General features: G+C 38.0%; 15 protein-coding genes and 2 pseudogenes. 7 read left to right on the top strand and 10 right to left on the bottom strand.

The window, feature by feature from the left end; translation table 11 throughout:
- Positions 1-12: 12 nt before the first annotated feature.
- The gene (locus tag HCR01_RS27785) at positions 13-411 is read right to left on the bottom strand and encodes a DUF2267 domain-containing protein (RefSeq protein WP_193199261.1); all 399 of its coding nucleotides are present in this window, start codon (positions 409-411) and stop codon (positions 13-15) included.
- Positions 412-772: 361 nt separating this feature from the next.
- Between HCR01_RS27785 and HCR01_RS27780 the strand changes: the two genes are divergently transcribed.
- The 5 genes from HCR01_RS27780 to HCR01_RS27760 all read left to right on the top strand — a co-directional run bounded on the left by HCR01_RS27780 (position 773) and on the right by HCR01_RS27760 (position 4,830).
- Entirely contained in the window at positions 773-1,171 is a 399-nt protein-coding gene (locus tag HCR01_RS27780) for a DUF6335 family protein (protein WP_193199260.1), read from the top strand.
- A 374-nt stretch (positions 1,172-1,545) separates the two neighbouring features.
- A complete protein-coding gene (locus HCR01_RS27775) occupies positions 1,546-2,037 on the top strand; it encodes an orange carotenoid protein N-terminal domain-containing protein (protein WP_193199259.1) in 492 nt (163 codons plus the stop codon).
- A gap of 620 nt (positions 2,038-2,657) precedes the next feature.
- A complete protein-coding gene (locus HCR01_RS27770; protein WP_193199258.1) occupies positions 2,658-3,428 on the top strand; it encodes a nucleoside phosphorylase in 771 nt (256 codons plus the stop codon).
- Positions 3,429-3,711: 283 nt separating this feature from the next.
- Complete coding sequence (locus HCR01_RS27765) at positions 3,712-4,284, top strand: TIGR02281 family clan AA aspartic protease (protein WP_193199257.1); 573 nt, start codon at positions 3,712-3,714, stop codon at positions 4,282-4,284.
- A 60-nt stretch (positions 4,285-4,344) separates the two neighbouring features.
- Complete coding sequence (locus tag HCR01_RS27760; protein ID WP_193199256.1) at positions 4,345-4,830, top strand: hypothetical protein; 486 nt, start codon at positions 4,345-4,347, stop codon at positions 4,828-4,830.
- 156 nt (positions 4,831-4,986) lie between these two features.
- Here HCR01_RS27760 and HCR01_RS27755 read toward each other — a convergent pair whose 3' ends face one another.
- From HCR01_RS27755 to HCR01_RS27720, 9 genes and pseudogenes are all read right to left on the bottom strand, one after another.
- Positions 4,987-6,084, bottom strand: coding sequence for a Gfo/Idh/MocA family protein (locus HCR01_RS27755; protein WP_193199255.1), 1,098 nt, complete (start codon positions 6,082-6,084; stop codon positions 4,987-4,989).
- Positions 6,085-6,177: 93 nt separating this feature from the next.
- Complete coding sequence (locus HCR01_RS27750) at positions 6,178-8,100, bottom strand: Hsp70 family protein (RefSeq protein ID WP_193199254.1); 1,923 nt, start codon at positions 8,098-8,100, stop codon at positions 6,178-6,180.
- A gap of 14 nt (positions 8,101-8,114) precedes the next feature.
- On the bottom strand, positions 8,115-9,008 hold the full coding sequence (locus tag HCR01_RS27745) for a hypothetical protein (protein WP_193199253.1): 894 nt from the start codon (positions 9,006-9,008) through the stop codon (positions 8,115-8,117).
- 240 nt (positions 9,009-9,248) lie between these two features.
- Entirely contained in the window at positions 9,249-9,716 is a 468-nt protein-coding gene (locus HCR01_RS27740; protein ID WP_193199252.1) for a DUF4870 domain-containing protein, read from the bottom strand.
- Between the two features lie 70 nt (positions 9,717-9,786).
- Positions 9,787-9,993: pseudogene (locus HCR01_RS27735) on the bottom strand (DUF1822 family protein); the annotation flags it as partial.
- Complete coding sequence (locus HCR01_RS27730) at positions 9,989-10,126, bottom strand: hypothetical protein (protein ID WP_413773978.1); 138 nt, start codon at positions 10,124-10,126, stop codon at positions 9,989-9,991. The pseudogene HCR01_RS27735 and the gene HCR01_RS27730, both read right to left, overlap by 5 nt.
- A gap of 341 nt (positions 10,127-10,467) precedes the next feature.
- The gene (locus HCR01_RS40550) at positions 10,468-11,025 is read right to left on the bottom strand and encodes a polysaccharide deacetylase family protein (protein ID WP_320073194.1); all 558 of its coding nucleotides are present in this window, start codon (positions 11,023-11,025) and stop codon (positions 10,468-10,470) included.
- Positions 11,022-11,363: a hypothetical protein gene (locus HCR01_RS40545; RefSeq protein ID WP_320073193.1), complete on the bottom strand. Its 342-nt coding sequence runs from the start codon at positions 11,361-11,363 to the stop codon at positions 11,022-11,024. The genes HCR01_RS40550 and HCR01_RS40545 overlap by 4 nt, the downstream gene beginning before the upstream one ends.
- Positions 11,364-11,685: 322 nt before the next feature.
- Positions 11,686-12,454 (bottom strand): annotated as a pseudogene (locus tag HCR01_RS27720) (transposase); the annotation flags it as partial.
- Here HCR01_RS27720 and HCR01_RS27715 point away from each other — a divergent pair.
- A complete protein-coding gene (locus tag HCR01_RS27715) occupies positions 12,389-12,658 on the top strand; it encodes a transposase (RefSeq protein WP_320073192.1) in 270 nt (89 codons plus the stop codon). The pseudogene HCR01_RS27720 and the gene HCR01_RS27715 overlap by 66 nt on opposite strands.
- A 117-nt stretch (positions 12,659-12,775) precedes the next feature.
- Entirely contained in the window at positions 12,776-13,108 is a 333-nt protein-coding gene (locus HCR01_RS40895) for a transposase (protein ID WP_413773975.1), read from the top strand.
- Positions 13,109-13,387: the final 279 nt, after the last annotated feature.

Raw genomic sequence — 13,387 nt, 5'->3', positions numbered from 1 at the left:
ATTTATTGTTTATTATGCAGATGCTTCGCTTGTTGGTGTAGCAAACAATTCTTCGTAATCGTGAGAAAAATTGGCGTGGAATGCGGCAAATATTTCCGGTTTGACAGCATTTTGCAATACAGCAAACACAGCACGGACATGAATCGCAGCGGTAGTCGGTTCTATATTTTCTCTTTGGCTCGCACGGGCAATAAACTCTTGCAAATTAAATGATTTGTTTGATTCTTCCTCTTTCCCTTGTAGATACTTGCCTAATTCTTGAGGTAATTGGGTAGCTAAGTCTTGTGCTTTATCAACAGGAATACGTTCTTTAACGGTTTCCAGTGTGGCACGGGTAGAACGTTCTGCCTCTTCACGAGAATCTGATTGAGCAAGGCTTTGTACGTGTGTAATAAACTCGTTGTATTCCACTTTCTACCTCCACTTCTAACTAAATATTAATCTTTGTTGTTTAGCATTCAGGTAGTTAAAGCCATAAGTAAAAAGAAACTTAGCTAAATTTATTGATTGTTGCTGGATAAAAAAGTCATGATTTAGAAATCTATGTTGGGCATTAAAGTTAAGAACTTCTAACTCACAACTAAAAACTTCAACTATGACAAGTACAAGTTACTTGATTTGTGAATTCATGGTTACAATCTTAGGCTGTAACTACTTACTTAGCTTCGTACTAAGGGGATAGATTATTTTATTTCTAAAGCTATACATCTTCGGTAGGACAACCTGCTGGCAGGAAAACGTTATTGTGAGGATGCAGAAAAAGGCTAGTATCATGGCAGAAAAAAATCATAATGACGAAATTGAAACCAATGATTTGCCGCAGGAAATTACTGAGTCCTACGGTACTGGTGTGAAAGACTTGCCGGGGTACAATATTGGTGGGCGATCGCAACGGGAGGAAAGACGTGAGTATACAGAGACCAGTCCTGAACTTACTGGCGGTGATGTTGATGCTTATTGGCAAGATGCAGATGCAGTAGGGGATGAAGCTGTTGGTGGTACTGCTCCCACTCCCGACCAAAATGTAACTGAGGAAATAGAAGCAGCAGTCGGTTTAGAAATGGATGATGCTGCATTTCTCCGTACCAACAATATTTTAGAAGAACGAGACGATTCTCGCTGGGAATTAGATCCAATGTCTTCCGAAGATTACCAAAATCGGCGGGAGTAAGAAAGCCTGAACGCCTACAGCTACTTGGAGAAAGTTGCGAAAAAAATAGAATTCAAGTTTTCATTCGGAGTTTCAAGTTTTGATCTCGGAACTCCGATTTCTAAGTTTGGTAACCTGAAATTACAGATGTTATCGCTTTGTGGTAAAGGAACAATAAAGCTCATTATTTTACTCTGCATAACATAATTATTACTTTATATTTATCTAGTTCCAAATATTTTCCATACAGGACTACACTCCGCTCGATTGATATTCTATTTTCAATTGTTCCTCTCTTTGATTTAGATACATCTCTATCTTCAGTGAGGTAAAACGCCAAATACACATTTGATATTGTTATTGCTAATAGATATTAATTGCAATCGGAGTTGATAATGACATACACCCAAACTGGCGATCCAACTATTCGCGAACATGTTCAAGCTTGGCAAAAATTGGATGTTGATCAACAACTCGCGTTGTTTTGGTTCATTTACAAAGAAATGGGTAGCTCAATTACACCAGCTGCTCCTGGTGCAAGTACTGCTTCCCCAGAAATTGCCGAAGGTTTATTTAATCAAGTTAAGGAATTAACTCACGAAGAACAGTTGCAACTTCAACGTGACTTAATTAATAAAGCAGATACCCAACTTTCTCGTCAATACGGCTCTTTGGGTGATACCACCAAGCTGCTATTTTGGTATCGACTATCTCAAGGAATGGATAATGGTACTATCATTCCTGTTCCTTCCGATTATCAACTTCCTTCAGAAGCGAAAGCATTATTTAGCAAAATTCAAGTCATACCTTTTGAACAGCAAATTACTCTTTTCCGTGATTATGTTGCGCCAATGGGTGCTGAATCTAAAGCAGGTGCGGAAATTTAGAAATTTTGAACTTTTTAACGGTGCTTGAGTCTGTCTTTGTACCTTTTGGATAATGGCTGTCAACTCTAAACTGCCGGATAAAATGTAATTATGACGATTTGGGAACTAGTAATTTATAATTAGTTCCCAATCTTAAGTTGAAAAATATATTTTTATCTACTACTTTAAATAATTCAACAAAGCAAAACCTCTAAGTAAATACAGAGTAAGAAATACAACTCTCACTCTGCAATCATCAATGTCTATCATTGTTACAGTTGCACCCTAAATTCGTTACGCCCTTTGTTTTGTATCCAATACTTTAAGTTTAACTATAGTTTACTACATCTGTCTTATGACTGGTTTAAATATATTGCGTTTAATTTATTATTCTATGTTTTTATAGTGTTTGTTAAGACATAAATCTCTAATTTTTAATGAAAACATAATTGAGAAAGTTAAAGTTTTTACGTTACCGATACAAATACTTATTTTGCTATTTAATACCAAATTATAACTATTGTTATAAAATTGTCGTTTTTCGGTAGTCATAAATATGTAATCATAGTTATTTGATGAATAAACTGATTACATGGTGAATAAATATTTCTAGACAAAGTTAAAGTAATTTTTCTTACCTTATGAATAATAAAAGTTTATATCATATTGGCTTTAGAAAAGATGATTTAGGTTCATCTGCTCCTAGGATTGCTTTATTATCTGGCGATCCTGAACGTGCGTGTTTAATTGCTCAAACTTATTTGCAGGATGTGCGCTTATTGTCGGAGAATCGGGGACTCAATAGTTATGTGGGAAACTTATCAGGTCGCAGTATCTTATCTGCTACTAGTGGTATGGGTGCGCCTTCGCTAAGTATTGTGGTCAATGAATTAGTACAAGTTGGAATCCGGCAAATTATTCGTATTGGCACTTGTGGCGCAATTCAACCTTATGTAACTGTTGGTAGCATTGTAATTAGTAGTGCGGCATTGTGTCGCCAAGGTGCAGCAAATGACATTGCACCTGTGGAGTATCCAGCCGCAGCTGAGCCGTTTCTCACAGTTGCCTTAATTAAAGCAGCACGAGAACTAGAGATTGAGCATTATGTAGGAATTACGGCATCAGTGGATACTTTTTATGAAGGACAAGAACGTAGCAATTCAGCGAATCCAAATTTAATGCGATCGCTGCATGGCATTACAGAAGAATATCGGCGTTTGAATGTTTTGAATTACGAAATGGAATGCGGTACGCTGTTTAAGATGGCAGGTGTGTATAATTTTGCTGCCGCTGCTGTTTGCGGTGTAGTTGTTCAGCGCACCTTTGCTGAAAATGTGATTTTGTCAAAGAAAGATATTGCCGTTAACAATGCGATCGCTACTGCTATACATGCAGTAGCTAACCTTGAGTAAGCTAACAAATGTCTAGCTACATCTTTAAATTTCCATTATCTAACTTCTTAGTATGTCATGTTTTGATGTAGTCTAAGTAGTTTTATCATGTCTTTACTTAAACTTTAATGTAATATTAGTATTTATATGTACTATGTATTTATTAAGATACAATTTTGTCTTATTTTAAATATACAAAGTTAGTAAAGAAAATGAGCATTTTTAAAGAATAATTGGCTTATCAAGCCAAACAGAATACATTATTTATCAACATTTATAGAAGACCTTAGAGAATTAAAATAATATGAAAAATGCTTTGAAGTGTTGGCTTGAAACCATTAACATAGCTTTAATAGCTGTAATGCCGACTTTGATATTCTTGCCATTACCCCAATCGGCAATAGCCGAAGATCCAGGAGCATGTTTCATGATCACCGCCTCTGGCAAAACGGTAGGATTGGCAAACCTTTGTGGTGGTGTAACGATAACCCCGCCCTCAAGTAATGACAATAAAGTTTTTCGGATTCCGATTAAACGCCGTCTTGGTGGAACTCCCATAATTGATGTCACGTTCAATGACAAACAATCCTTTGAGATGATTGTAGATACAGGTGCGACTGGTACTCTAATTACTCAAGGTATGGCAAGCACGCTCAAACTCGAATCTACAGGTTTGATGCAAGCTCAAATTGCTGATGGTAGCCAAGTACAATTTTCAACTGGGAAAGTAAAATCTATTGCAGTAGGTGGAGCCATAGCTAATAATATTCGAGTTGCGATCGCTCCAAAAGCAGGCATCGGGCTACTGGGTCACGATTTCTTTGGAAACTACGATATCAAAATTTTAGAGAAAGAGGTGGAATTTCATCACCGCTAATACTTGCAATTTTTAGAGATGTAGTATGCTACATCTGGTATCAAAAATAAGTCCAGAGTTATGAGGAAAAACCCCATACGATTCCTACTAAGCGGAGTGATTGTCAGCTTTGGGCTGTCATCGCCATTATTAGCTCAAGCACAACAGCAGGTTTCTAATGCTCAAGTTGCGGCGATGGTAGAGGCGCTGCGACGGGCTGCACCACAAACAGGCTCCTCAAACGATGGACTTCACAGTGAGTGGCAAGTTAAACCAGAAACCCTCAAAGGCTGGTCGAAATCTTGTCTTAAACGAGAACTAACACCAACGCAGTTTGAAAATAGCCCCGCGATCGCCCGTCAAGTTGTATCCTGCATCACGCGCCGCGAGTTAAACCAGCAGTTCCGCGCCACTAGTAATGATGAAACTGCGGCTGTGCGTGGCGTAGCTTGTTGGTGGATGACTGGTAATTACACAGGCTGTAATAGCGGCTTTACAGCTGATTATGTCCAAAAAGTTGTCGGCTTTTACCAACAGCAGCGTTCAAAATTGTTAATACCAAATTAATTGGCGTTGTTGAATTTGAATATGAAATTTAAAAATCAACTCTTCTCAACTCTTACTCTCTGCGACTCTGTCTTGAAAAGTTATGTTCGCCGGAAGCCGGCGCACCCTACGGGAAGCAAGCTACATACTTTTCGCTGCGTCTCTGCGTGATAATATTTAGCTACCAATAAAGCCTTCCAACCCAGGTACATCTACCCAGCTTGCTGTCGCATGAGATTTATGGGCTAAATCCATCAACAGCTGAGAATAAACTCCTTCTCGCAGCGATGGGGTAATTTCTTGCTTGCGGTCAATTGCTTGCACCCATTGGTCTACCACGCGCATAAATGCCGAAATGCGCCCATCAGCATAATTTTCCGGGAATATTAACCGATTTGGTATTTCGATTTCGGTGAGAGGTTTACCTAACTCAGAACCCCAAACCCGAAAGCCATGTATGTAATCTTTTTGATTTTCACTACCCACAATTAAAGTACCGCGATCGCCATACACTTCTACCCAATGTGTCCTCGGTGCATGAACAACCGCACTGATGCAAACTTGACAAGGTGTCCCATTCGCTAATTCTAACGCCAGCATACAGGTGTCATCCGTATTTACTGGCTTGAATTCGCCGCTAGTAGGGTCAACTCGTGTGGGAATGGCGGTACTTAAATGGGTGTTCAATCTGCGTACTGGGCCAAATAGCCAATGAATGTAATCGAAGGTATGGGAACCTAAAGACCCCAATGCACCACCGCCTTTTTCTTTGTCAGAATACCAATTCCAAGGGCGTGAAGTGTCAGCACGCGAGGAACCTAGCCAGTCGATTTTAATCAGGCGCATCTCACCTACATAGCCTTCTGACAATAATTCTGCAAATAACTGCCATCCTGGTACAAAGCGAAATTCAAAATCTACGGTTGCAATAACACCTTTTTCTTTAGCTAATTGATATAGTTCTTTCGCCTCAGTTGCATTTAATGTTACAGGTTTTTCTAGTAATAAATGTTTCTCAGCTTGTAGTACTGTTTTAGCCATTTCGTAGTGTAAAAATGGCGGTGTGGAGATGCTGACTGCTTGCACTTCTGGCAATGCAACAATGTTTGCAATTGTGTCGCAGGCGTGGGGAATATTATGGGAGTCTGCGATCGCTTGAGCTTTTTTTATATCTCGATGATAAACAGCCACTACCTCAGTCTGAGGATGTGCTTTGAATGCAGGAATATGGACTTTTTGACCAAATCCAGTCCCAGCGATCGCAACCCCAATCATATAATCTTTACTCCCATAATCATGTAATTTTTATTGCTCATACCAAGCATATATTCCTTTTGGCGACGAGCGCCCAAGTTGCAGCAGCGACCGTTATTGAATTAAAATTATTGCCTCTTGAACCTTAGTAGAAAGAACTTTTTGCAGTCCTTGCTCAATTTGATTAATTAGTTTGTCAAAAGCTTCTTGATTCGCTGCTAGTTGTTGTTGCAGAACCTTCTCCAACTCCGGCTTTAATTGGGAAAACATATCATTAACTTTCTTGTCGCTCAAAAAACTAAAACGAATCCAGCTAGGAATATCCAAATTTGTCTTGATTGCCTCTTGGACACTCTGGCGATTTAGCTCCATTCCTGCTGCCATTACTGAAGCCCCGTACACCAATGCAATAGGCCAAACCAAGTGTCCAGTTAGTATCAGAGTGATAATACTAGCCAGAGTACCTCCACCAATTACTACATTGATGATAAATGCCACTGTGTCAGCAAGGATAGCATCTCCAATTTTTAATTCTGGGTTGACAAAAGCCGGCTCAATGCTATCTTCAAACCTTAAACTGCTTCTAGGTATCTGAAACTTTCGGCATATTGGGTCGGTTTCTGCGGCTAAGTCGGGTTGAATTTCATTGTTAAACCAACTGATGCACTGATTGTTAATTATCTGCTGGGCGCGATCGCCTTGAAGCCACTGCTCGGCTCGACTTTTCATAGATGTTTCCAAATCGGCTAAAGTCCGTATTTGGTTTTTTTGCCAGTCTTTTACTCCAGGTCTAACTGCATTTTCTAGCAAACCATCTGCTAGTGGCTTAATCAACAACTCAATTAACTTTGGAATATGTCTCTCAATCAGTTTTTTGAGCTTTTGTGAGTCCAATAGTTTGTTAACTTCTTGTTTGAAGGCAGCAGCACGCAGATCCCATCTTCCTACTCGCGCTAATCCCAGTGCAATACATCGTTCAGGTTCCGGATCTGGACGCAGGAGCGTTTCTGGTTCGGGAAAGATTTCTTGACAAATTTGGTGTGTAAACTTCATTCGAGATGCACCGCCAGTCATCAGTACAAGTTGCGGCACAATCCCAAGCTTTTCCAGTTTTTCTTTAGCCTCACTTACAGAGTCACCAAATGATTGAATCCAACTATGAAGCCTCAGTTCTGGCAAAGGTTGGTTTAAAATCTCCTCCATCATCGATTTGTTGACTTGGGGGATAAAATAAATCTGTTCGTTGATAGACTCGAAGCCACGCGCAAAGGATTGAGAATCGCTGTATAGCTGTTCATTAGAAAAGTAATCTTCCTTAGTTTTGCGACAAGCAAGTTCACAACGAGCTTGGTGATGTGGATATTCATTAAATACTTTTTTTAGCAACTCTGATTGCTCGTGCTTAGCGAGAGTACGCTCAAAAATAGCCTTGTCGATTAGGGATGCGCCTAAAGTGTTACTTCCGAAATCCATCGGAATTTCTTGTAAACTTTTAACCAGGGTAAAATCTGTGGTCGAAGAACCAATATCAACAATTAGAACCGATGAAAGAAGTTTTTCATACTCCAGCTTACCGGCTTCCTTGGCTTGCATAAAAGCAGCCCGCGATTCAGGTACAACATTCAGTTTGGCAATACCAGCTTCTCGAAGTAGCTTTTGATATTCCTCTCGTTCACTAACCGACCATCCTGAAGGGCAACCAATATAAAAGTAAGTAGTTTCCCCAGCTTCAATTTGTCTGCTTTCTTTTAAAAGACGGTAGTAAGTTGCTAGAAAAGTGCTAATTGTTTCTCGATACTTGGAATCGTTATTTGGTTTTTGCTTGAAAGAGATTGTCAGTTGGGTAACGCCAGCTTGAATTAACGCTTGCTCTCCGACAAGATAACCTAGCTTGGGATGCCAACCAAGAGCTGTAATTTGGTTCTTCTTGTTATTAATCTCAAGCATTTCCGGGGGTTCGATGCTCTCCACTATAGCTTTAGCTACAGCCGTTTCACCGTGTCCCAAGTCAAAACCAATTGTTTCTAAAATTTCCATACTCTTATTGTCTGTTATTCTCTAGCCTCGGAATATGCTGGCTCAATTACCCGGCCGCGTCTTAGCAAGCGATCGCCTTTCAACAAAGCAGGAGTTATAGTTACGTAATCTTTGGTGGATGGGTCAATACTTGGCTCGAAGTCAAAATAATTGCGATCACTATGAGGATCATTTGGTCGGTAAATTTGAGCGTTAATTCCCTGAGACATTAAAATCTGTGGCAGCATTTTCGCTAGTGCGATCGCCATTTGGGGTTTTTCAAGAAATGATGCGCCCATGAGCTTTTGCAGAAAACTCAATAATTCTGGCAATTCTTCGATGCCGCGATCGTCTTGATGTTTGTTTCCTTCTTCAAATCTAGCGACTGCTAAGTCAATTGTGTTGAGAGCATCAGCAAGGTTGTCTAAAAGGATTTGGCTATCGACCCGTAGGACAGGTTGAGCTAGTTCTAATTGCTCAAAAGATGTTGAATTATCTTTATCGAGTTGAAGCACAACTTCCAGTCCTAAAAGCACAGAAGCTAGTAGAATAGCCATCCATGCACCTGGGGTAGTTTCAGTTAAGTGGAACAACCAACCTAAAATACCGATATAAATAAGTGCTTTAAGCAATTTCAAAATTAACCTGTTGGTAGGAAAAACAGCTAAATTAGTGATTTGCTGTTGCTCTGTTGGGGCGACTTGAGCCAAGTGGGCCGCTGCCAGAGTAGCAATGGACTGGCGCAGTGTATCCAGAAAAAAGGAAGCTAGACGTACTTGAACTACATTTAGCTTGCTAATGTAAATTCTTTCGAGATTATCGAGTCGATTCTGAACCAGCTTGATTACCTGCTCAATGCTGGTTGTATTGTCAATATCTGCCCGGAGTTGGTTGCGTTCTTCGCTAAAAAGTGAACTTATTGTTTTCATCGCGTTGACCAAGACTTTAACGTTATTAATAGCAAAAGGTATACTGCTGCGTTTTAATTTCGTTTAGTAACGCCTCATCAGATTAGCCCTGCCATTCGTCTTGTAGCTGTAGCCGCACAAACTGAACAACGCAACTTGGCGTACACACGACCCAGTAAATACCTAGCTCGGCTTTTACTTAAACCATATTCTTAGTTTTGGTGTCATCGGAAACATTTGCTCAACAAAAGTCTAATTATTTCACCGCAAAACTCGTATTGTTAAAGGGTAACGATAATGCTCACCCTTGTAAGCTTTGATGGCGGCGAAAGTCACTAGAAATGATTGTAGCAGCATTACTAATAATATTAATGACATGAACATAATTAATAGTCCATCAAAAGTGATCTTTACTTCATTGACAGTGCTATTGCTAGTTACTGCAATGCCACAACTAGTTACCACCAAAATTAATGATAAAAATATTACTATTAATGTATAAAAAGTTAGCGAAATTTGAAAATTCAAAGATTCTTTACCTTGTAAATCAATCCAAGAATATTGTGCTTTTTTGAAACGCCAAATTAACAGTGGTGCTAAAAGATTCAGGGGCAAATATAAAGGGATACCAATAAATACCAAAAAGAACAATAATAGCCAGGCTAACAAAGCCGAGATATGACACAACATTGCCCATATACGCATTTGTTGTTTAGGTTTTTCTCTCATGGCTTTTTATTTTTAAATGGATATATGGGATGAATACCTATTTTAACTATATTTAAAATCTGAGTATTTCTCAGTTATAGTTTTCGGGAAGAGGTTCTATTTCCCAAACCATGCCTTCTCTGGTTCTACTAGGGTAACTTCCACATAAAGTTGTTCTACAGCAGTTATCGCTACGTCTTAATTGTTGGGAAAGGGCTGTAAATCTTCGGTGAGTAAGTAGTCTAAGTTTAAAACCACCAGGAATGGCTGCATCCACAGCGATGTTACGCAACTCAAATGGTATTGTGGGCAGAGAGAGCTGTGGACAGCTGTTCAATAGCACTACATGCATGTTCTTCTGGGCAAAGTTTTCGCGCTACAGCTAAAACGCTAATATCGTTGATGATATCGGTAGCATAAAGGCAATAAATGCGATCGCCTACATCATAACTGCCTTTAGCTTTTCTGTTACTGGACTGTATCCCGATAATCTGAAAAAACGGACTGATAAACCTACGGTTGAACGATTGTTATATGCTTTTTCTAATCTCACTTTGACGATTATTGAAGTCTGAGATGAGCGTTTTGCCTATATTCCTCATTTCAAATCTCTACACAGGAAATTATTAGTTTGCTTGGTATTTCACATAATATTTATAGCAATCTTATCGATAATTTCTCTTAATCAAATTCTATTATGCGAACGAAGAGTAATAATGTTGAAATTAACATACACTATTCAGTTATATTTTTAATTTATTAACATAGTTTACTAACATTTTTTTTGATATTTTTTAGGATGCATTCCTTGAGCAATTTCTATCAGTTGTTTAGTTGATTTTTGCCGATTAACAATTAAACGAGGAATTTTATAGTAATCTTTCAAACAACTATAATTTAGTATTTGGTCATTGTATAAATAACTAGATAAATAATATTTAGATACATAATATTTTACTTGTTTATTATAAGCTCCATAAGGATAAGCGAAATGTGATGCTACAGTTTGTTCTATATCTAAATCTTGTGTACATTTTCTTAATTCCGTTCTGGCTTTCAAAAGCTCATTAACTAACTGGTGACGAGGGAGGTTAGCTAAATTTTTATGATTCATTCCATGAGATTGAATATCATAAAACCCTTTTTTAAATCCTTCTCTCAATTCTTGACATCCTAAATGAGCTGAATTGACACTATTCTTACTAGTTAAATTCCCTGGATTGATAAATAAAACAACTTTTACTTTTCTCCCATATTTCTTTTCAAATTTATACAAAATGGGTAGTAAATTCGTATGTACTGTTTTATATCCATCATCAAATGAAATCATAATGAGTTTTTTATTACGATGCCCAGCCGAAAATTCCTGAGATTTTTTAAAAAAAAATTATATAAATCTTGAGTGCTTAAAAACAAATAATCATTAAGTATTAAATACTCTAGAAGTTTTTCTAAATCTTCTCGTGGATAGTTCATCTCTCTTTTATACGAGCGTAGAGTAGAAGCTTGAGTATCAATAATTCCATGAAATCCTAAAATAGGAATTATAGGTTCAGTATTTCCAGTATTTAGAATAGTAAAACACATAATAAATACCAAAGCCAAACTCAGAGGAAAGGTTTTAGGTTTTTGAGCCTTAAATAAATTGTTGTCATTTTTGTTCGTCATTTTGCTAGCAGCGCTTCCTTATCAATGGCTTTATACCTACAGGTTTGTTCATATGGAAATCTGAGACAGTCTATTCTTAATACTTCTTAAACATGTCAATACCACTAAAACTCTAACTGGGATTATGTTTGTGGCTTTATTTTCTAATATGATGGACATAATCATTGCTTTAGACTGGAACTTTTATCTTGTAAATATGTTTTTATCTAGGAAAGTGACAGAAGAGGAATAATGTGGGCTTGAAACTCAAATATACTTATTTATTATGCAAATTTTATGTTAATTGCAGTTTATGCAAGTAAAAGTGGTTTTTCGGTTACTTTTATGAATAATTAATAGTAAAATGCCAGTTTAATAAACTGCGTAATCTAAAAATTACTAAAGTTACGAAAGCCATATCCAAGCCTTTTAATTAACTTGAGTTTATTATTAATTCCTTCTACAGCACCACTCGTAGTTCTGCTATCAAAATAGCCGACTATTTCACCAAACCATCTAACGATTGTACCTATACTCTTCGGAAAATATGAAAGAGCATCATACATCCAATTTAGTAGGTTTATTATACTATCTCCCCAAGATTTAGTTGTTTCAAATATATCTCAAAATTCTTCTTTAAGTGCGTGTATTGTAGCGAGGTTTGGGGACACATCCTGCACAGATTTTCATTTTTTTTTGCTTTTCATTGAGAGAATTCTCATTTTTAAGTAAGCTATATTTGCTTTTGTTTAATGCCTTCAATATTCGCTCTTTTTCTGATTCATTATCTAGCGACATAGCTGCTTTTTTCTCAGTTTTACGCATAGTATCTAATTCATCATTTAACTGTTTCATTACATGAAATCTATCAGCAGTTACATGAGCATTTGGCATTAACTCTTCTACTAGGTTTTTATAAGGTGACCAGAGATCAATGCTCACTTCTTCAATTTTATTAAGTATATCTGATCCCCATCTGACAAGTATTTCATAAATTGGCGACGATTTATTTTTAATAGCACCGATTTTTTATTCCAAGGTAAATCATGAATCATCCGCCAATGATTCTGATGTATACTGTGAGTAATTTTTCTGCAGGAAGGACAAGTCGAAATGCACCATATCGTCATGTATTAAATAGTTTGTTGTACATTCTGATTACTGGGTGTCGATGGTGTGACTTACCACATGGTGATGTGTGGGCATCTAAAAGCTCATCCCATCGATGGTTAAAGCGATGGCGTGACGATGGAACATTTGAGTACATACAAGCACGTATATTAGCGATGCCCTGCGGCGGGCTACGCCTACGCTAATGGAAAAAGGTCTGATAAACTGGGATTCTGGGGCTGTATACGGCTCTTTTTCTCCCTGGAAAAGGAGGAGGTGAAGAAGTTGCGTATGGTGGTAAAGGAAAAGGTATTCTTATCCACATGCTTACAGAAGGTAATGGAATACCCCTGTCTAATTCAACAACTCCAGCTAACGGCAACGAGGGGGAACAAGTATTATCTTTACTAAATAAAGTCAAATTAAGAACTTTGAAACGCGGTAGACCACGTAAACGAGTGAGAGTTTTGGCTGCCGATAAGGGGTATGACTCGAAACAACAGCGTGCGAGTCTACGCAAACGAAGGATTCGACCTCAAATACCAAAAAGAGTTTGGAAAACTAAGAAAAATAAAGGTAGACCCATCAAAATATCTATGACGAGAACCAGCAAGAACGTTGTTTTGCTTGGTATCAACGTAAATACCGTCGTTTAGTTGTTCGCTGGGAACGTCGAAAAATATATTTTGATGCATTTCTTGATCTTGCTACTATTCATATTTGGATTCAAAGAGTTTTATTAGTGGGATAGGTTCATAAAACTACCGGAAGAACCGTAAAAGCTTAACTAAATCAAATACCCAGAACATAGTAGTTAAAATGTTCTGGGTATTTAATGTTAACTGAATAATAAACCTGGCATCGAGCTATTTTTGCGTAGGGCAACCCCTAAACTATCGTGGCCGCAGCAGCGTTTCACCTCTGAGTTCGGGAAG

Origin of the sequence: Nostoc sp. MG11, assembly GCF_014904695.1 — a bacterium.
Taxonomy (GTDB): Bacteria; Cyanobacteriota; Cyanobacteriia; order Cyanobacteriales; family Nostocaceae; genus Komarekiella.
The sequence above is the reverse complement of the archived record's forward strand: the minus strand, read 5'-3'. Positions and strand labels throughout refer to the sequence as shown.